This window comes from Nocardia cyriacigeorgica NBRC 100375, from assembly GCF_000308555.1.
GTDB classification, from domain to species: domain Bacteria; phylum Actinomycetota; class Actinomycetes; order Mycobacteriales; family Mycobacteriaceae; genus Nocardia; species Nocardia cyriacigeorgica.
In genome coordinates this window covers 1-18,343 of the sequence record NZ_BAFY01000104.1, presented here as the reverse complement: position 1 = coordinate 18,343, position 18,343 = coordinate 1, and the positions used below count along the sequence as shown (strand labels likewise).

The window sequence follows — 18,343 nt, the reverse complement described above, 5'->3', positions numbered from 1 at the left end:
AGGAAATCGCCTTCGATCAGCGATTGCGGCAATCCCTCGTAGAGCGGCAGTTCGGCGGCGAACCGGTCGACCACCGCGATCGCCCGATCGTGCAGCATCGCCAGCGCGGTGTCGGAGATGTGTGGCTGCATCGCGCGCTTCCTTCGCTCCGTCGCGGGGATCTGTCCGGGCGCCCATGCTACGAGTGGGTGCGGTGCTGCGGAGCGTATCGGTGCCGAACGGGCCGCCGGTGAGGATCCCGCCTCGTCCTTGCGGGGGCCGGGTCCAGTCGTGTCGCTTCACCGAGAGGACTTTACATAGTTAGATGCGAATATCTAAGTAACCACATCGATCACACTCGCCTGTCAGCTTCCGCCCGTCTGGACCGAAACTCAGTGCGCCCCACCCAATTCCAGCGCCACCACGCCCAGGATCACCAGCACGATCCCGCCGACCTGCACCAGACTCAGCCGTTCGTCCAGGAACAGCGCACCGATGACCGCCACCGCCGCCACCCCGACAGCCGACCAGATCCCGTAAGCCACCCCGACCGCCATCCCCCGCTTCAAGGCTTGCGAAAGGAAGGCGAAGGCCGCGCCGTACCCGATGACGACCACCACCGACGGAACCAGCTTGGTGAAGCCCTCGGACAGTTTGAGCGATACGGTCGCCGAGATCTCGGACACGATCGCCAGCGCCAGAAACAGGAAGGTCATGGCCGCAGACTAGCGAACGGCCCCGCTCCCCTCCCCCGGGCCACGAGACCGGTTCGCACGCACCGGCTGTCGGCACGGCGAGCCGCCGCCCGCCTCGCACGCCGCTACCGAACGGGATTCAGGACACCCAGGCTCGAGCCTCGGCCGCGGCGGCACGCACCTCGTCCAGCTGCTCGGCGACCCGCACGCCGGCCGTACCGCCGCGGGAGTTACGCGAGGCGATCGAACCGGCGACGGTCAGCACCTCGCGCACCTGCGGGGTGAGGGCCGGGTCGACCGCGGCGAACTCCTCATCGGTCAGCTCGTCCAGGCCGACGCCGCGCGCTTCCGCGGCGCGCACGCACGCACCGGCGGCTTCGTGCGCGACCCGGAACGGAACACCTTGGCGCACCAGCCATTCCGCGATATCGGTGGCGAGGGTGAAGCCCGCGGGCGCGAGCTCGGCCATGCGTTCGGTGTGGAAGGTCAGCGTCGAGACCAGACCCGCGATGGCGGGCAGCAGCAGTTCGAGCTGCGCCACCGAGTCGAACAGCGGCTCCTTGTCCTCCTGGAGATCGCGGTTGTAGGCCAGTGGCTGCGCCTTGAGCGTGGCCAGCAGGCCGGTCAGGTTGCCGATCAGGCGGCCCGCCTTGCCGCGGGTGAGTTCGGAGACGTCCGGGTTCTTCTTCTGCGGCATGATCGACGACCCGGTGGACCAGGCGTCGGCGAGGGTGATGTAGCCGAATTCCGGTGTGCTCCAGATGATCACCTCTTCGGCCATCCGGCTCAGATCCACCCCGATCATGGCGAGCACGAACGCGGCCTCGGCGGCGAAATCGCGGGCGGAGGTGGCGTCGATGGAGTTCGCGGCGGCGGCAGCGAAATCGAGGTCGGTGGCGATCTGCTCGGGATCCAGGCCCAGCGAGGAGCCCGCGAGCGCACCGGAGCCGTACGGCGAGACAGCGGCGCGCTTGTCGAAATCACGCAGCCGGTCGATGTCGCGCAGCAGCGGATGGGCGTGCGCGAGCAGCTGATGGGCCAGCAGCACCGGCTGCGCGGCCTGCAGGTGGGTCTTGCCCGGCATCACCGCGTCCGGATGCGCGGCGGCCTGCGCGACGAGGGCGTCGACCACCTCGAGCAGCCCGGCCGCGATCCGGCGCACCGCATCACGCAGCCACATCCGGAACAGCGTCGCCACCTGATCGTTGCGGGACCGACCGGCCCGCAGGCGGCCACCGAGCTCGGTGCCCGCGCGTTCGATGAGGCCGCGTTCGAGCGCGCCGTGCACGTCCTCGTCGGAGTCGGCGGGACCGAACGCGCCCGAGGCGACGTCGGCGGCGAGCTGATCGAGGGCGGCCAGCATGCCGTCGAGGTCGCTGTCGGAGAGCAGCCCCGCCTTGTGCAGCACCCTGGCGTGCGCCTTGGAGGCCCGGATGTCGTAGGGAGCCAGCGCCCAGTCGAAATGGGTCGATTTACTCAGCGCAGCCATCGCCTCGGCCGGCCCGGACGCGAATCGGCCGCCCCAGAGCGCACCTTCGTTGGTCGCACCGCTCTGCGTCATGGTGTGCTGTCTCCTCCGGGTTCTGGTTGCGGGTGCCCGGCGCTTCGGCCCGCGCCGGGCACATCGGGCACTACGGTAACCGGCCGGACACCGCATGCCCGTGCTGGGCGCGGTCCCGGCAATCGGCGGCCGACACGGCGATGCCGGGCCCTGCCCTCCGGCAGCCGGCCCGGCATCATCCGGTCACGGAATTACTTCTGGTTGAGATCGCGGCGCGCGGCCACCTTGGACGACAGGCCGTGGATCTGCACGAAGCCCTTGGCCAGCGACTGGTCGAAGGTGTCGCCCTCGTCGTAGGTGGCCAGGTTGAAGTCGTAGAGCGACTGCTCGCTGCGGCGGCCGTTGACGACGACGTTGCCGCCGTGCAGCACCATCCGGATATCGCCGGACACGTGCTCCTGGGTTTCGCCGACGAAGGCGTCCAGGGCGCGCTTGAGCGGGGAGAACCACAGGCCGTCGTAGACCAGCTCGCCCCAGCGCTGCTCGACCTGACGCTTGTAACGGCCCAGCTCGCGCTCGATGGTGACCGCTTCCAGCTCCTGGTGCGCGGCGATCAGCGCGATGGCGCCGGGCGCCTCGTAGATCTCGCGGCTCTTGATGCCGACGAGCCGGTCCTCGACCATGTCGAGGCGGCCCACACCCTGGCGGCCCGCCCGCTTGTTCAGCTCGACGATGGCCTCCAGCACGCTGACCTGGCGGCCGTCGATGGCCACCGGCACACCGCGTTCGAAGGTGACGATCAGCTCGTCGGGCGCTTCGAAGTTGACCGTCGGGTCGGAGGTGTAGTCGTAGACGTCCTTGGTGGGCGCGTTCCACAGATCCTCGAGGAAGCCGGTCTCGACGGCGCGGCCCCACACGTTCTGGTCGATGGAGAACGGCGACTTCTTGGTGACGTTGATCGGCAGCGCGTTCTCCTCGGCGAACGCGATGGCCTTCTCGCGGGTCCAGGCGTAGTCGCGCACCGGCGCGATCACATTGAGGTCGGGCGCGAGCGCGCCGATGCCGACCTCGAAGCGCACCTGGTCGTTGCCCTTACCGGTGCAGCCGTGCGCGACGGTGCTGGCGCCGTGGAACTTGGCCGCCTCCACCAGGTGTTTGACGATGAGCGGGCGGCTGATCGCTGACACCAGCGGGTAGCGGCCCATGTAGAGGGCGTTGGCCTGGATGGTGGGCAGGCAGTAGTCGTCGGCGAACTCGTCGCGGGCGTCGACCACGATGGCCTCGACGGCGCCGCAGTCGAGCGCGCGCTGGCGCACCACGTTCATGTCCTCGCCGCCCTGCCCCAGGTCGATGGCCACGGCCACGACCTCGGCGCCGGTCTCCTTGCCGATCCAGCTGATGGCCACGGAGGTGTCCAGCCCACCGGAGTAGGCGAGTACGACGCGATCGGACATGATCTGGTGCTCCTAAGTCTGTGTGGGTCTGCGCGGCTGCTCGCCGGCAGCATGCTGGTCGCCGGTTCGGCTCGCGCCTGGAAATGATTATGCATGATGATGCAATCTCATTCATAACCGGGGTCGCGATGGCCGCTGCCTGCGCAGATTCTGCCCGAAGAGCCTTGGCCCCGCCTCTCCGCTGTGGAAATGTAGGCCGTGTCCATGCGCATCCATGCCGAAGGACCGACACCATGTTCACCAACATCATCGAACCACTCCGCGACCTGGCCGAACAGAACCGCGACCTGATCGGTTTCGTCGTGATCAACCTCGGCAACGCCGCCCTCGGCCTCGCCAAGCACGGACTCGACGTGGCGACGCCGCTGTTGCAGCAGTTCTTCTCCGAGTATCCGCCGGGCCGCAACTACTGAGGGTGATCCGGCGCGGCGCCCGAGGGTCACCGCGCCGGATCGCATACCGACACAGTCCGCGCTGCGGCGGGCCGGATACTCGGCTGTCAGCGCGGGCAGTAGGCCGCGGTCGCCATGGCAGCGAATCGCAGGAACCCGTCATCGGTGCCCGACACCTCGAGCAACGTGAAGTTGCGGCCGTCGTCACGGCGGTAGGCGTAGGTGACATAGCCGAGCAGCTGCCCGCCGTGTCCCCATATCCGGCCGCCGCAGGGCAGATCGAACCGCTCGAGGCCGAGGCCGTAATGGAAACCGGAGCCCATCGGGACAGTGCGGCGCATCTCGGCGAGCGTCTTCTCGGAGAGCAGGCGGCCGCCGAGCAGAGCATCGAAGAAGGTAGCGAGGTCGGCCTGGGTGGAGATCATCTCGCCCGCGGCCCAGTCGAGGGTTTCGTTCTGTTCGGTGACCTCGACCCGGCGGCCGTCGATGTCCGAGGCGGCGCGCAGGGCGGGGTCGGGCACTCGCGGATTCGATCCGGGCAGTGAGGTTGCGTTCAAGTCCAGCGGACGCAGGATGCGGCGTTCGATCTCGGAGCCGTACGGATTTCCCGTGACCGCCTCGATCAACAGTCCCGCGACGATGTAATTGCTGTTGGAGTAGCGGAACTTCGCGCCGGGCGCGAAATCCGGTGGACGGGTGAAAGCCTGCTGGAGGAGTTCGTTCGGGCGGTAATCGCGGAACCGGTCGTCGCCGCGCCAGCGGTTGGTCGACCAGCCGGGTGTCTTCATATAGTCCGGAATACCGCTGGTGTGCTGGAGGATCTGGCGGACTGTGATCCGGTCGCCGTCGCGCACGACATCCGGAAGGTACTTCTCGATCGGCGCGTCCAGCTCGACCAGGTGTTCGTCGACCATGTGCAGGACGACGGTGGCGACGAAGGTCTTGGTGATGCTGCCGATCCGGAAATGCTCGCCGCCGGTAACCGGCTCCGAGGTTCCAGGCGTGCGGGTTCCGGCCGTCCACGTCGTGCCGTCCACCGTCAATACGGTCGCCGATGCTTCGGTGGGTGCGTTGACGAGCATCTCCATGGTGTGCTCGCGGGCCGAGGCGCCGCCCGACGTCACGATGGTCAGCAGTGCCGAGATCATCACAAGCGCTACGACGGAGAGCCATCGTGCGGGTCGAATCACTGTTTTCACACCGGAAACGCTAGGAACGCGCGTCCTCCTGCGCGCTGCGGTCGGCCGCCGGATCGCATGCGGTTTTCCGCAGGGTCAGGGCTGCACACGTCCCGAGTCCATGCTTTCGAGATACAGCAGCACCGCACCCACCCGCCGGCTGCGCTCGGTGTCCTTGGGCAGTTCGAGCTTGCCGAAGATCGCGTTGACGTGCTTTTCCACCGCGCTCACCGACATGTGCAGGCGGTCGGCGATGCCGGTGTTCGTCAGTCCCTGCGCCAGCGCTTCGAGGACCTCGCGTTCGCGGTCGGTGAGGGCGGCGATCGGGTCGGCGCGGCGCATATTGGTGAACAGTTGCCGCACCACTTCCGGATCGAACGCGGTGCCACCTGCCGCGACCCGCTCGAGGTCGGTGAGGAAGGCATCGACATCCGAGACCCGGTCCTTGAGCAGATAACCGATACCGCCGAGCCCGCTGGTGAGCAGGCTGGTGGCATTGCGATGCTCCACGTATTGCGAGAGCACGAGCACGGCGAGCTCCGGATGCTCGTCCTTGAGACGGCGGGCCGCGTCGATGCCCTCGGTGGAGAAGGTCGGCGGCATCCGCACATCCAGCAGCACGAGATCGGGCACCTCGGCCGCCACGGCGTGGTCGAGTTCGACCGCGTTGCCCACCGCGGCCACCACCTCGTGCCCCTCGTCGGCGAGCAAGCGAGCCAGCCCCTCTCGTAGCAGGGCAGAGTCCTCGGCGATCACGATGCGCACGGAATCCTCGCTTCCACAACAGTCGGCCCTCCCGGCGGGCTCTGGACCGATAGTGTGCCGTCGAGCGCGGCGACCCGGCGGCGCAGGCCGGTCAAGCCCGACCCGGACGGCTCGGCTCCACCGCGGCCGTCATCGGTGGCGGTGAGGGTGACGGTGTGACCGTCGGCCGCCACTCGCACCGACACCCGGTCGGCGCCGGAATGTTTGGTCGCGTTCGTGACTGCTTCGGCGGCAACGTAATACAGGGCGGCCGCGACATCGCGCGGTGGTGGTGTATCCAGCTGTAGATCCAGGTCCACCGGCAGAAATGTGTGCGCCGACAGCCCTTCCAAGGCGGCGACGAGACCGTGCTCGTCGAGGACGGCAGGGTAGATGCGCCACGCCACCTCACGCAGTTCGGTGAGCAGGGTCTGGGCCTGATCGACCGCGCGGTCGAGTTGGGCCGCGAGCCGCTCGTCGGCGCGTTCGGCGGTGCGCCGGGCCCGGCCGATCTCCAACGCGAGTGCGACGACACGTTGCTGGATGCCGTCGTGCAGGGCGCGTTCGATGCGGCGCCGCTCGTCATCGATCGCGGTGACCACGTCGGCGCGGGTGCGCTGGAGTTCACGCAGCCGGTACTGGGCCGGATCGCTGCCGAGGGTGCGCAGCGCCAGCCGGATATCCCACTGCCCGACGATCATCGCCAGGCGAATCGCGAGGTAGAACGCGATCGCGGCGACGATGAGCGCGGCGAGGCCGTCGGCGGCCGGGATGCGGCCGCGGACCAGCAGCACGAGCCCCCACCCGGCGTACCCGGTGCTCGCGATCAGCACCGCCGCCACGGCGAGACCGGCCAGCGGACCGTAGGCCAGACGTACGAGCAGGTATCCCGACGGATCGCGGTCCGGCAGGTCGCGGACGACATCGGCGCCGAACCAGCGCAGCAACCGTGCGCGATCACGCCGCGCCGCATCACGCAACGCATCCCGGCCGCCGCCCGCCAGCACCGCGACACCTGCCACTGCCGCAGCCGCACCGACGACCACTCCCACCACCGCACGGCATGAACTCTCCAACGAGTGCCGAAGGTGCGCGATCACGATCCGACCCTAACGGGCGCGCACGGACCGGACGCGACGCACCACGAACAGCCCGGCGGCCGCGATCACCGCGACGATCACCAGCTTCTGCAGGATGTCCGCGTACGGCTCGACGCGCGTCCAGTTCTCGCCCAAGGCGTATCCGGCGAGCACGAATGTCGAGTTCCACAGGGCACTTCCGGCGGCGGTCAGCACCAGGAACCGTCCCAGCGGCATGGCCTCGACCCCGGCGGGCACCGACACCAGACTCCGCACGAGCGGCACCATCCGGCCGAGGAACACTGCCTTGTCGCCGTGCCTGGCGAACCACTCTTCGCTGCGCTCGAGGTCCACGGCATTCACCAGCGGCAACCGATCGAACAACGCGTACATTCGCCGGCGCCCGAAAGCCTGCCCGATCAGATACAGCAGCAGCGCGCCGAAAACCGAACCGATGGTGGTCCACACGATGGCCGCGGCCAGCGAGATCTCACCGCGCGAGGCCGCGAACCCGGCCAGCGGCAGGATCACCTCACTCGGAATCGGCGGGAACAGATTCTCGGCGGCCACCGCGAGCCCCGCCCCCGGCGCACCCAGCTGCTCCATCAGGCGCACCGCGAGGCCCGCGAGGCCGCCCAGATCGCCGGTCTCGGTCTGTGTCATGGCGTGTACGAAGTTCATACCCGGCACGATATGAACGACGAACACGCAGGTCACTGCGGTTATCCACCGGTTTGCGCGGGATCGGGGTGCGGATTACCGCACCCCGGCGGCTACGGCGTCGGCGGTGTGTACGTGACTTCCCGTGCCACCGCTTGATCCACCTGCTCGGGTGTCAGCAACGGCACCGTATGCGAGATCGCGGCACCCGACGCCGCGGTGCGGATGGCGAGCGCGGCAGCCGACACCTCGTCGGGCGCGTCACCGATCACGAACAGATCATCCTCACCGAACGCGAAATAGCAGGCCTCGACATGCCCGCCCACGCTCTCCACCATCTCCGTGATCGCCGCCCGGCGGGCACTGCCGCCCTGCGCGAGCAACCCGGACGCCCCCTCCTGGGTGTAACTGACCCGCCACAAGTACTTCGGCATAACGCGACGCCTCCTTCTCGCAGGACGATCCCGGCCAGTCCCGACCCTAGGTCTCGGCCTCTGCCCCAGGCTGACTTGCGGCGATGCCGTCACCCCACTGATGCGGCACCGTGACTGTGGTGATACCGATCGGCGGCATCAAGCCGGCTGATCCTCGTACCAGGTGCGCAGCCTGTTCAGTGCCGCCTGCAGCGTGCCGTCGCCCAGCGCCGCAAGGATGACGCCGTCGTTGAAACGCTCGGCACGCACGACGGCGGTGAGCACGCGGGCGGCATCGGCGACCGGGGCTGCTTCCAAGCCCCGACCACCCGGGTACACGCTGCGCAGCTTCCACTTCATCCACGGGAAGCTCACGATCGCATCGACCTCGTACAGGGACTCGACGACCCGATCGACCGACTTGCTGTAGTCGACGTGCGGCATGCACAGCGAGCCGTCAGTGTTCTCGAACCGCATAGTCCCGTGCGACGCCTGGTCCTCCACGAGGAGTTGGTCTACCGCAGACCACAGCCGTTCCCACGCTTCCCGCGGCGCAGCGCGCAGGGCGGCTTCGATGGCGGGATCGTCGCTCGGGTCGGGACGATAGGGGTTGGCCAGAGCGTCGGCCTCGGCTTGTCGGCGGTCGCGATCGAACTCCGCGAACTGAGCGATAATCCTGGCCTTCTCCTTCCTGGAGTAGCAGGGTGGAAAATGCCATGAATTCTTGTCTGAGCGTCTTCTCCACCATCCAGCCATGCCAAGAATCCCCCGATTTCTCAAACCGTCTCTACGCCAGGCAGATTACCAACCCATGTCAGCCGAGACGCCACACCGCGACGTCAGCCGGGCGACTGTATGGGCCGGTGCAGTGATGTCTCGGCCGACTATTCATCCGGCAATCCGCGGCCGGCGCCGCCCAGCGGCTCCGCCCGCCCCATGCGATCGTCCGATCATGCCGCGGTTGGCTGGGGTTGTGTTTGTTGGCGTCGCCATTGTCGGTGTTGTTCGCGGTCGCGTTCGTGGCGCAGGTGGATACGTGAGAGTGCTTGGGCGAGTAGTTCGCTGGCATTGTGGCGGTGGTTGATTCGCGGCTTCTGTTGCGGGTCGATATGCGGTGGGGCGATCCACGAGGTACGCCCGGCATACGCGGAGCGAGGCCCTTCGATCCGGGTTTTCCATCCGCCGGGGCCATCGTGGATCAACGCGTGGCAGGCATCGCAGGCGAGGGTGAGATTCTCGATGTCGGTGCTGCCGTTCTTGCGGTAGTCCAGCACGTGGTGGACCGCGCACATACTCGCGGGCGCGTTGCATCCAGGGCGGGAGCAGCCCTTCAGGGCGGCGATCAACGCCAAACGCTGATCCCGGGACGCGAGCCGCTTCATCCGCCCGAGATGTAGTGGGAGCCCGGCGTGGTCGAACACCGCCAGCCAGGGTTGTGACCTCCCGGCCAATTCCAGGGCGTCCCGGATCGGTACGGTGCCGCCGGTGGCGGTGGTCGCGACTCCGGCTTCGCGTTCCACGTCGCCGACAGACATCGTCAATATTGTTGCGACCGGGACTCCGCGGTGGGTGCCGAGCTGTTCGCTGATGACGCCGGATGCCAGGAGCGCTTCGAGTGCGTCATGGTTGCGTTGGGCGGGTGTGCGGTGGTCGCGGGCGGCGGCCTCGGCAAGCACCGCCGGGTCCACCGAATCGGTGTCGCCGGGGCTGGTGGGGTCGTCCGGATTGCACATGCCCGGGCGGGCGTACTTGGCCAGCAACGGATCCAGCAAAGCGCGCAGCACGGGGTCGACCTCGCCGCGGATGGGGCTCATCCCGTCGGGGCGTTGACGGCCGATGGTGATGCCGCGCATGCGGGCTCGGTCATGGTCGGTGGTGAGGCGGCCGTCGGGGTCGAGGTAGGCGAGGATTCTGTCGCCGACTTTGCCGATATCGTCGGGGGAGCCGGTGCGGGCGAAGTCGGTGAGGATCTCCTCGGCAGCAGCGCGGTCATCGGCGGACGCGCCACGCGGGACACGGTTGATCGCTGCTGCGATACCGCGAGCGTGATCGGCGGAAATATCACCGGCGGTCAATGCTTGCGCGGTATGTGGCAGCCGCGGGTCGACCGGTTCACCGGCCATGTCGTGGAAGGATGCGACCGATTGCGCTTGGTGGACGCGGGCGCCTGCGTCGGCGCTGGCAAGGTTCAGCGTTTCCATCAGGAAGCGTTTCAACGATTTCGACCCATAACGGGCGGGCAGGGACCGATCGGAGGCTTCCATGAGCAGGCGGTGGCGGACCATGGTCAGCATTCGCGTGCAGCGCTCCACGTCGCGCATCAGACCAATGACGCCATCATCGGTGATCGGTGTGAGGGGTTCGTCGAGCAGATCGGTGACGGCGGCATGCAGTGCCGCTGCTGCACTGTCTTCGCCGATTCCCCCACTCGAACTCATGTTCGAATCCTAACCCAAGCAACGCCCCAGAATCAGCAGAAACCGCATCTGATATCCACATCTTCACACTGGACAAATGCCCGAAACCTCTTGTGGAACAACGAAGTTTCGGCAGCGGGGCCGTCGCCGCAGCACTCCCGGCGGCCCAGCGGCAACACTTCAAGACTGAGCCGACTCAGCCGGAGACCTCGCGGCGGCGCTGAGGTGCCACGACGCAGGGCAGCGACGCCCGGTCCGACGCCCGCTTCGTCGTTTCCGGCCCCTAGCAGTCGGCCCATTCGCGACGGTGGGTCCGACGACGCATGGCACGTCGATGATGCGGCGCGAGTACGTCTGCCACCGAAACGGGAAGGTGCCGATCTGATCGGCAGGTCAGACCGCGACGAACTCTCCGTCACGGACACCCGCCAGGAAGGCGCGCCACTCCCCCGCGGTGTAGTGCAGGGTGGCGGCGGAGCCGGTGAGCGTGACCGAGCCGTCGCGGTGACGAGTGATCGCCGGGGCGCCGGCAATGGCGTGCGAGGCGTGGGCGCAGGCCGCGGCGAGGAACGCCGGCCAAACGGAGGCCGGCAGCGTGATGACAGGCTGGGCCGCGGGGTCGTTCGCGGGGTTGCGCAGGTATTTGGTGTCGCGGATGAGTACGGATTCGCTGGTGTAGGCAACCTCTACGCACTCGCCCCCGTTGGTCCCGCTGTAGCTGGACTTACGCCACGCGAGAGCTATGGTCTTCATTCAGGGCACTCCGAACTCATTCATGCAGCTTATCGATGCGCTCGGTGATCGCATCTATGGACTCGGACGTCGATAGCGCGGCGCTACACAGACGGTCCGCCATCATTCTATAGAGCCGCACCTGGTCCTGATCCTGCACGTACAGCGCGCCTGCGGCGTGCTCCAAGTAGCCGATACCTTGCGCCGCGTCGAAGTCCAGCAGGGTGAACTCGTCGTCCAAACCGTCATGGACTGCGACACGAGTCGGCATGATCCGCAGTTCGACGTTGTCGCGCTGCATGAGGTCGAGCAGGTGCCGAAGTTGCCCCAGCATCACTCTCGGTCCGCCGACCATCCGATCGAGCACCGATTCCTCGATGACGGCCCGTATATGCAGGGGATGGTCATCATCGGCCAGTCGCTGCCGCGCCATCCGGCTCCGAACCGCCTGCGGCGCGTCCATCAACGCGATTTGCAGGCTGCCTTCCAGCAGGGTCCTCGCGTACTCCTCTGTCTGCATCTGCCCGGGGATGGTCTTCGACCGGTAGACAAACTGGCTCGTGGCCAAGCCTTCCAACCCGACGAAGGTCCTGAACCAGTCCGGAAGGACATCGGAGAACGGCGCCCACCAGGTCGCCCGGTCCGCTTGCCCGGCCAGCGAAGCGATTCGGTCGATGTGCTCGACACTTGCGCCGTACGCCTTGAGCAGCGCCGTCGTTTCGTGCGGCTTCTGTTGCGTTTTGCCGGTCTCCAGATAGTTGATCTTGGGCTGATTGCAGCCGAGCACCCGCGCCGCCTCCGCCTGCTTCATCCCCGCGCGTTCACGCGACACTCGCAGGTCATGTCCAATCAGGAACCGCAGCGCGGCGGGGTCAGAACGACGGTCCGGCACTTCATCCTCACAATCTGGGCGTCAGCTACATCGGACACCCTCGCATAGCACGCGACCAGAGCATCGCACTTCGATACAGACATGCCAATTACAGCCATCTACATCAATTTCTGTATATATACAGCCAATCATGGCTATGCTCTTCCGCGACCAGGTACATACCTTCGAACAGGCAGGTAGACGACCTGCCAGAGCGGTGACGCAGATGACGACTCCCACGCTCGACCACGCCTCCCCCGATCACCACATCCGCACAGCCGTGCTCCGCTACCGCCGCGACTTCGGCATGCCCGCCGAGCTCGTCGACGGGCATGCGGCCCTGTACACGACCCAGTCGCTCGCGGCGGTGCAGATGCCCCCTCGGCTCGCTTGGAGTGTCCGGCAGGCGCTGCGGGATGAGCCGTCGGTGCCGGTCATCGGGGTGTCGAAGGCGAACTCGCATTGGATATTCCTGGCCACGCCGGACGGCCGGGTCGGGGTGCGCACGCTCGATGCGGTGAGCCGGCGCGGGGTCGCGACCATGCCGGCCGGGTCAAGGATTGTCCTGCCGGTGCCGGAGATCGAGTTCGACCGCTACTGGGCGTGCGCTCCCAGCCCCGGCCCGCTGACCTTGCCGCGACGGTCGGCGGTGCTCGCTGCGGCCCGCGAGGTCCTGGAGATGTGGGCGTCCACCCGGCCGTGCGGGTATTGACGATGCGTCCCGAACCGGCGATTTTCGTCGGCGGCGACGAGCTGCTCACCGCTATCCGCGGGCACCATGTGTCGGGCCATCCGGTGGCGCGGCTGGCGAGTCGGCTGGGCGCGGCGCACCGCAGCGAACTCGACGCCACCGCCGACCCGGCGGATCTGCTGTGGCGGCGCACCGGGCTCATCGCGGCCATCGACTTGTGGCTGACCGCCCGGCTACCCGTCCCGCGCCCCGGCGCGCCCCTGCACACCGAATCTGCGGGCACCATGATCGACCGGATCGCCGGCGCGCAGGTCCACGCCTATCGGCTACTGATGACCGTCCCGCCCGCCGACCCGCGCGTGCACAGCGCCTGGCATCGGCTCGCCGAACTCGTCACCGGATACACCGATTGCGCCACCGAAGTCGTTCGCGGACAACGCCGTCTGCCGATCCTTGGAGACCACTGGTGAACACCGCCCTGCCCCGCAAAGAACTGCTGCTCGCCGCCTGCCGCGGCCTGCCGGCCCGCGACCACCCGATCCTGGATGCCGCGGGCGAGCTGGCCGCGATCCACCAGGCACGCGAACAGACACCGGCGACGGGTTCGGCCGCACTGGACCGGCACCGCAGCCGCCTTCGTGTCGCGATCGACCTCTGGGTCGCGGTGAGTGCCCGACCCGGTTCCGGCGGGATGCACGGGGTGGGCCGGTTGGTCGACGATATCGCCGCGCTCACGGTCGAGGCCTACATCATGCTGGCCCATGCACCCGATGCACTGGTGTATGACGCCACAGTGCGACTGACCGAGCTGGGCGACATGTATCAGGACCTCGCCGACCAGCTCGCATCCACCACTACGCCCGCAATCTTCCGGTAGCGACGAGTCGATTCCGCATCGGCGGTGCCCGCCCGGCGACATCGCAGCTTCGGCCGACGCTGAGCTGGGTATCGCTCGATGCACTCCGAATACCTCACTCCCGCGAAATCTGTCGGCGCCCTCGGCTAACGTTCCCGCCATGATCACTGGGGAACTGCGGAGCAAGATCGACCGGTTGTGGGATGCGTTCTGGTCGGGTGGCATCTCGAATCCGCTGGAGGTGATCGAGCAGATCACCTACCTGATGTTCCTCAAGCGCCTCGACGACCTGCAGACCGGCAAGGAACGCAAGGCCAACCGGAGTGGGCGGCCGATCGAGAACCCGATCTTCGACGCCGACACCGAGCCGCTGCGGTGGTCGAAATTCCGTGAGCTCGCACCGGAGCAGCTGCTGCGGACCGTGCGCGATGACGTCTTCCCCTGGTTGCGGCTGCTCGGCGGCGAGGAATCCACCTACGGCGAGCATATGAAGGACGCCCGGTTCACCATCCCCACGGCGAGCCTGCTCACCAAAGCCGTCGATATGCTCGACGAACTGCCGCTCGCCGAGGGCGGCGACGTCAAGGGCGATCTGTACGAGTACATGCTGTCCAAGATCGCGACAGCCGGCCAGAACGGCCAGTTCCGCACCCCGCGCCACATCATCGAGCTGATGGTCGCCATGATGGCGCCCGGCCCCAGCGACGAGATCTGCGACCCAGCCTGCGGTACCGCGGGCTTCCTGGTCGGCGCCGCCGAATACATCCAGCGCACCCACCGCGACGCCCTACTCGACTCCGCGCAGCAGGATCACTTCCACCGCAGCATGTTCCACGGCTTCGACTTCGACTCCACCATGCTGCGCATCGCCAGCATGAACATGCTCATGCACCAGATCGAGCACCCCGATATCCGCTACCGGGATTCGCTCGCCGAATCGGTGTCGGGCGAAGAGGGCCGCTACTCGATGATCCTCGCCAACCCGCCCTTCGCCGGCAGCCTGGACTACGAGACCACCGCGAAGGGCTTGCTCCAGGTGGTGAAGACCAAGAAGACCGAGCTGCTGTTCCTGGCGTTGTTCCTGCGCCTGCTCAAGACCGGAGGCAAGGCTGCCGTCATCGTTCCCGACGGCGTGCTGTTCGGATCTACCAAGGCGCACAAGGAACTACGCAAGATCCTGGTCGAAGAGCACGGACTCGACGCCGTGGTGAAACTGCCCTCCGGGGTGTTCAAACCGTACGCGGGAGTGTCGACCGCGATCCTGTTCTTCACCAAGGACGACGAAACCGACCACGTGTGGTTCTACGACGTTACTGCCGACGGATTCAGCCTCGACGACAAGCGCAATCCGCAGCTTCCGGACGAAAAGCTCGGTGTCGCTGCTGCTCTCACCGAGGACGAGCACGTGAAGAACAACCTGCCCGACGTGCTGGCCCGCTGGTCCCGGCGCACCACCAGCGAACGCGAACGTGAACGCACCGAGCAGAGCTTCTGTGTATCGAAGGCGGATATCGCAGCACAGGAGTACGACCTCAGCCTCAATCGGTACAAGGAGATTGTGCACGAGGAGATCGAGCACCGGCCGCCTATGGAGATCATCGAGGAGTTGGAGTTGATCGAGGGGGAGATTCAGCAGGGTATGTCGGATTTGAAGGGGATGCTGGCATGAAGCTGGAAAGACTCGATTCCGTTACCACTATCATCATGGGGCAGGCTCCACCTGGCGAGTCTTACAACACTGACAGCGATGGTTGGCCTTTGATTGCAGGTGCTGGCGACTTCAATCAAGGGTCACCTGCCCCGAAGAAGTACACAACAAAACCATCGAAGCTGTCACGCTCCGGCGACATTCTTCTTGGAATCCGCGCGTCGATCGGTGATAAAGTCCTGGCCGACAAGGAATACTGCATCGGTCGAGGAGTCGCTTCACTGCGCCCCAACGATTGCATCGACATTCGATACCTGTGGAATTGGCTGGGCTTCTCGTCCAACGAACTCGCAGCCAAGGGAAAGGGCGCGACTTTCAAGCAGGTCAATAGCCAAGACATCGCCGAGATGATGATCCCAGTCCCTCCAATCGCCCAGCAGCGGCGGATCGCGGAGGTGCTGGATCATGTGGATGCGCTCCGGGAGAAGCGGCGGAAGTCCATCGCCCTCCTCGACGACCTCGCCCAATCCATCTTCCTCGACATGTTCGGGGATCCTGTTGCCAATAGCCGTGGGTGGGATATTGGAACCGTGGGGCACTTTGTTGAGAAGTTCGAGAGCGGCAAGAGCTTGGCCCCAGGCCAGGATGGCTCCGAGTCCGCGTTTCGGGTCCTGAAGGTCAGTGCAGTAACGTCAGGAACATTTTATCCAACGGAAAGCAAACCTCTACCAGCCGAGTATCGTCCACCGGATTCACACATCGTACGGCCGGGCGATCTCATCTTCTGCCGCGCCAATGGTAATCCCGACTTGATCGGCGTGACAACGTTTGTCGACCAAGTCGAACCAAGGTATGCCCTACCAGACAAGCTCTGGCGTTTTGTATGGAATGAAAGCAGCCAGGTTGAACCGCGTTTCGTTCATGGCTTGTTTTCACAGCCAGGGTTTCGCGAACAAATCCGACGATCGTCGACGGGAAATGGCGTCAAGAATATCTCGCAATACAAGGTTCTTTCACAACCAACGATCCTACCTCCACGGCAACTGCAAAGAACCTTTGCGCGTACCGTCGCCGCAATAGACGCAAACAAGCTACGAATGGTTGGTCAGCTGGACGCCCTCGACACCCTCTTCTCCTCCCTCCAGTCCCGCGCCTTCCGTGGCGAACTCTGGCAAGATGACCTGAAAGATCTGTAAGGGGAGGGATTTTCGTGACCGAGAGCAACTTCGACTTCCTGCTGGCCGAGTGGCCGGAGCTGCACGGCGAGGCCGTCAGGGCGGAGCGCAGCGCGGTCGGTGATCCCCGGGTGGCGTGCTTCTTTGCGCGGCGGGCGCTGGAGCTGGCGTTGAATTGGCTGTTCAAGGCCGATGATGCGCTGCGCATGCCGTACCGGGATGATCTGAGCGCCAGGATCAATGAGCCGACGTTGACACAGGTGGCGGGGTCGGCGATCGTCACGAAGATGGATGTGGTGCGGCGGCGGGGGAATATCGCCGTGCACCGCAGTACCGAGATTCCCGCGCAAGATGCGGTGAATGCCGTGTCGGAGCTGTTTCATGTGCTGTATTGGCTGGGGCGCACGTATGCGCGCACCGAGGCGGGTAAGCCGTTCGATGGGCAGCGGTTCGATACCTCGCTGATTCCGCGGCCGGTGCCGGCGGAGGTCCGGCGCAAGAAGCAGGCCGAGATCCGGCAGATGGCCGACGAGTTCGCCGCGCAGCAGGCGGAGCTGGCGGCGGAGCGGCGGCAGCGCAAGGAACTCGACGACGAGGTCAAGCGGCTGCGGGCCGAGGTGAAGGCAGCGAAGGCGGCCAATGCCACGGTGCCGGATCACCACGATTACAACGAGGCCGAGACCCGCACGAATTACATCGACCTGTTGTTGCTCGAGGCAGGGTGGACGTTGTCGGGGCCCGACGACCGCGAGTATCCGGTCAGCGGAATGCCGACGCCCAGCGGCAAGGGCAGAGCCGATTACGTGCTGTGGGACGACAATGGCAAACCGCTGGCGGTGGTCGAAGCCAAACAGACATCGAAAAGTGTGGAATCCGGCAAGTACCAGGCGTCGCTGTATGCGGATGCGCTGGAGCGCGAGCACGGGCAGCGGCCGGTCATCTTCTACACCAACGGCCACCAGACCCAGATCTGGGATGACGATTTCTACCCGCCCCGGCCGGTGCAGGGCTTCTACACCAAGGACCAACTGCGCACGCTCATTCAGCGCCGGGCCAAGCGCAAGAGCCTGTCCACCGAACCGATCAACGAGGCGATTGCGGGCAGGCACTACCAGAAGCGCGCCATCGGGCGCATCAACCACGCCTTCGAGAATGATAAGCAGCGGCAAGCGCTGCTGGTGATGGCCACCGGGACGGGTAAGACCCGCACGGTGATCGCGCTGGTGGATCAGCTGATCCGGGCCGGCTGGGTGAAGCGGGTGCTGTTCCTGGCCGACCGGCAGGTGCTGGTGTCGCAGGCGACGAATGCGTTCAAGACGCATCTGCCGAGCGTGCCGACGGTGAACCTGCTCACCGACAAGGACGCCAACGCGCGCGTCTACGTGTCCACGTACCCGACGATGCTGAACCTCATCAACCAGATCGATGACACCAAACAGCGCCCGTTCGGGCCCGGATACTTCGATCTGGTGATCATCGACGAGGCGCACCGCTCGGTGTATCAGAAGTACGGGGCGATCTTCGAGCACTTCGACTCCCTGCTGGTGGGTTTGACCGCGACACCGAAGAACGAGATCGACCGCAATACCTATCGGCTGTTCCACTTGGAAGAAGGGGTGCCGACCGATGTCTACGACCTGGAACAAGCCGTCGCCGAAGGCTATCTGGTGCCGCCGGTGGCGAAATCGGTGCCGTTGAAGTTCCTGCGCACCGGCATCCGATACGCCGAGCTCTCCGACGAGGAGAAGGAGTATTGGGAAGACCTCGAATGGCGCGAGGACGCTGACATCCCGGATAGTGTCGACGCGCACGCGCTCAACAAGTTCCTGTTCAATCACGACACCATCGACCAGATGCT

General features: G+C 66.1%; 19 protein-coding genes. 7 read left to right on the top strand and 12 right to left on the bottom strand.

Annotated features, from left to right (window positions below):
• Positions 1–371: 371 nt before the first annotated feature.
• The 3 genes from RJ05_RS10010 to RJ05_RS10000 all read right to left on the bottom strand — a co-directional run bounded on the left by RJ05_RS10010 (position 372) and on the right by RJ05_RS10000 (position 3,629).
• Positions 372–695 (bottom strand): DMT family transporter, encoded by a 324-nt coding sequence (locus tag RJ05_RS10010; protein ID WP_036535958.1) that lies wholly within the window; start codon positions 693–695, stop codon positions 372–374.
• Positions 696–813: 118 nt separating this feature from the next.
• The gene (argH, locus tag RJ05_RS10005) at positions 814–2,235 is read right to left on the bottom strand and encodes an argininosuccinate lyase (protein ID WP_036535957.1); all 1,422 of its coding nucleotides are present in this window, start codon (positions 2,233–2,235) and stop codon (positions 814–816) included.
• Between the two features lie 191 nt (positions 2,236–2,426).
• Positions 2,427–3,629 (bottom strand): argininosuccinate synthase, encoded by a 1,203-nt coding sequence (locus RJ05_RS10000; protein WP_014350404.1) that lies wholly within the window; start codon positions 3,627–3,629, stop codon positions 2,427–2,429.
• Positions 3,630–3,862: 233 nt separating this feature from the next.
• Here RJ05_RS10000 and RJ05_RS09995 point away from each other — a divergent pair, with 233 nt between their 5' ends.
• Positions 3,863–4,042, top strand: a complete 180-nt coding sequence (locus tag RJ05_RS09995) for a hypothetical protein (protein WP_036535955.1) — start codon at positions 3,863–3,865, stop codon at positions 4,040–4,042.
• An 86-nt stretch (positions 4,043–4,128) separates the two neighbouring features.
• Here RJ05_RS09995 and RJ05_RS09990 read toward each other — a convergent pair whose 3' ends face one another.
• The 9 genes from RJ05_RS09990 to RJ05_RS09950 all read right to left on the bottom strand — a co-directional run bounded on the left by RJ05_RS09990 (position 4,129) and on the right by RJ05_RS09950 (position 12,136).
• The gene (locus tag RJ05_RS09990) at positions 4,129–5,169 is read right to left on the bottom strand and encodes a serine hydrolase domain-containing protein (protein ID WP_036535954.1); all 1,041 of its coding nucleotides are present in this window, start codon (positions 5,167–5,169) and stop codon (positions 4,129–4,131) included.
• Positions 5,170–5,295: 126 nt separating this feature from the next.
• The gene (locus RJ05_RS09985) at positions 5,296–5,964 is read right to left on the bottom strand and encodes a response regulator (RefSeq protein WP_036535952.1); all 669 of its coding nucleotides are present in this window, start codon (positions 5,962–5,964) and stop codon (positions 5,296–5,298) included.
• Positions 5,952–7,043, bottom strand: coding sequence for a sensor histidine kinase (locus tag RJ05_RS09980; RefSeq protein ID WP_249040577.1), 1,092 nt, complete (start codon positions 7,041–7,043; stop codon positions 5,952–5,954). Before RJ05_RS09980 ends, RJ05_RS09985 begins: the two co-directional genes overlap by 13 nt.
• 9 nt (positions 7,044–7,052) lie before the next feature.
• Positions 7,053–7,703, bottom strand: coding sequence for a DedA family protein (locus tag RJ05_RS09975; RefSeq protein WP_036535969.1), 651 nt, complete (start codon positions 7,701–7,703; stop codon positions 7,053–7,055).
• A gap of 92 nt (positions 7,704–7,795) precedes the next feature.
• On the bottom strand, positions 7,796–8,116 hold the full coding sequence (locus RJ05_RS09970; protein WP_036535947.1) for a GYD domain-containing protein: 321 nt from the start codon (positions 8,114–8,116) through the stop codon (positions 7,796–7,798).
• 138 nt (positions 8,117–8,254) lie between these two features.
• Entirely contained in the window at positions 8,255–8,851 is a 597-nt protein-coding gene (locus RJ05_RS30780; RefSeq protein ID WP_138445737.1) for a DUF6508 domain-containing protein, read from the bottom strand.
• Between the two features lie 194 nt (positions 8,852–9,045).
• A complete protein-coding gene (locus RJ05_RS09960; RefSeq protein WP_051016398.1) occupies positions 9,046–10,533 on the bottom strand; it encodes an HNH endonuclease signature motif containing protein in 1,488 nt (495 codons plus the stop codon).
• Between the two features lie 372 nt (positions 10,534–10,905).
• Positions 10,906–11,265 (bottom strand): DUF397 domain-containing protein, encoded by a 360-nt coding sequence (locus tag RJ05_RS09955; protein WP_036535943.1) that lies wholly within the window; start codon positions 11,263–11,265, stop codon positions 10,906–10,908.
• Positions 11,266–11,281: 16 nt separating this feature from the next.
• The gene (locus tag RJ05_RS09950; RefSeq protein WP_036535941.1) at positions 11,282–12,136 is read right to left on the bottom strand and encodes a helix-turn-helix domain-containing protein; all 855 of its coding nucleotides are present in this window, start codon (positions 12,134–12,136) and stop codon (positions 11,282–11,284) included.
• Between the two features lie 205 nt (positions 12,137–12,341).
• Between RJ05_RS09950 and RJ05_RS09945 the strand changes: the two genes are divergently transcribed.
• From RJ05_RS09945 to RJ05_RS09920, 6 genes are all read left to right on the top strand, one after another.
• Positions 12,342–12,827, top strand: a complete 486-nt coding sequence (locus tag RJ05_RS09945) for a hypothetical protein (protein WP_138445738.1) — start codon at positions 12,342–12,344, stop codon at positions 12,825–12,827.
• 2 nt (positions 12,828–12,829) lie between these two features.
• Complete coding sequence (locus RJ05_RS09940; protein WP_051016397.1) at positions 12,830–13,276, top strand: DUF4254 domain-containing protein; 447 nt, start codon at positions 12,830–12,832, stop codon at positions 13,274–13,276.
• Positions 13,273–13,683 (top strand): hypothetical protein, encoded by a 411-nt coding sequence (locus RJ05_RS09935; protein WP_234012287.1) that lies wholly within the window; start codon positions 13,273–13,275, stop codon positions 13,681–13,683. The genes RJ05_RS09940 and RJ05_RS09935 overlap by 4 nt, the downstream gene beginning before the upstream one ends.
• A 139-nt stretch (positions 13,684–13,822) precedes the next feature.
• A complete protein-coding gene (locus RJ05_RS09930; RefSeq protein ID WP_036535936.1) occupies positions 13,823–15,331 on the top strand; it encodes a type I restriction-modification system subunit M in 1,509 nt (502 codons plus the stop codon).
• Positions 15,328–16,506 (top strand): restriction endonuclease subunit S, encoded by a 1,179-nt coding sequence (locus tag RJ05_RS29875; RefSeq protein ID WP_081597260.1) that lies wholly within the window; start codon positions 15,328–15,330, stop codon positions 16,504–16,506. The genes RJ05_RS09930 and RJ05_RS29875 overlap by 4 nt, the downstream gene beginning before the upstream one ends.
• A gap of 14 nt (positions 16,507–16,520) precedes the next feature.
• Positions 16,521–18,343 (top strand): DEAD/DEAH box helicase family protein (locus tag RJ05_RS09920; RefSeq protein ID WP_036535931.1); only part of this gene is annotated, 1,823 nt, incomplete at its 3' end.

Coding starts and splice junctions, on each gene's coding strand:
- RJ05_RS10010 (WP_036535958.1), bottom strand. CDS start 695: ATGACCTTCCTGTTTCTGGCGCTGGCGATCGTGTCCGAGATCTCGGCG.
- argH (WP_036535957.1), bottom strand. CDS start 2,235: ATGACGCAGAGCGGTGCGACCAACGAAGGTGCGCTCTGGGGCGGCCGA.
- RJ05_RS10000 (WP_014350404.1), bottom strand. CDS start 3,629: ATGTCCGATCGCGTCGTACTCGCCTACTCCGGTGGGCTGGACACCTCC.
- RJ05_RS09995 (WP_036535955.1), top strand. CDS start 3,863: ATGTTCACCAACATCATCGAACCACTCCGCGACCTGGCCGAACAGAAC.
- RJ05_RS09990 (WP_036535954.1), bottom strand. CDS start 5,169: ATGATCTCGGCACTGCTGACCATCGTGACGTCGGGCGGCGCCTCGGCC.
- RJ05_RS09975 (WP_036535969.1), bottom strand. CDS start 7,703: ATGAACTTCGTACACGCCATGACACAGACCGAGACCGGCGATCTGGGC.
- RJ05_RS09970 (WP_036535947.1), bottom strand. CDS start 8,116: ATGCCGAAGTACTTGTGGCGGGTCAGTTACACCCAGGAGGGGGCGTCC.
- RJ05_RS30780 (WP_138445737.1), bottom strand. CDS start 8,851: ATGGCTGGATGGTGGAGAAGACGCTCAGACAAGAATTCATGGCATTTT.
- RJ05_RS09960 (WP_051016398.1), bottom strand. CDS start 10,533: ATGAGTTCGAGTGGGGGAATCGGCGAAGACAGTGCAGCAGCGGCACTG.
- RJ05_RS09955 (WP_036535943.1), bottom strand. CDS start 11,265: ATGAAGACCATAGCTCTCGCGTGGCGTAAGTCCAGCTACAGCGGGACC.
- RJ05_RS09945 (WP_138445738.1), top strand. CDS start 12,342: ATGACGACTCCCACGCTCGACCACGCCTCCCCCGATCACCACATCCGC.
- RJ05_RS09940 (WP_051016397.1), top strand. CDS start 12,830: ATGCGTCCCGAACCGGCGATTTTCGTCGGCGGCGACGAGCTGCTCACC.
- RJ05_RS09930 (WP_036535936.1), top strand. CDS start 13,823: ATGATCACTGGGGAACTGCGGAGCAAGATCGACCGGTTGTGGGATGCG.
- RJ05_RS29875 (WP_081597260.1), top strand. CDS start 15,328: ATGAAGCTGGAAAGACTCGATTCCGTTACCACTATCATCATGGGGCAG.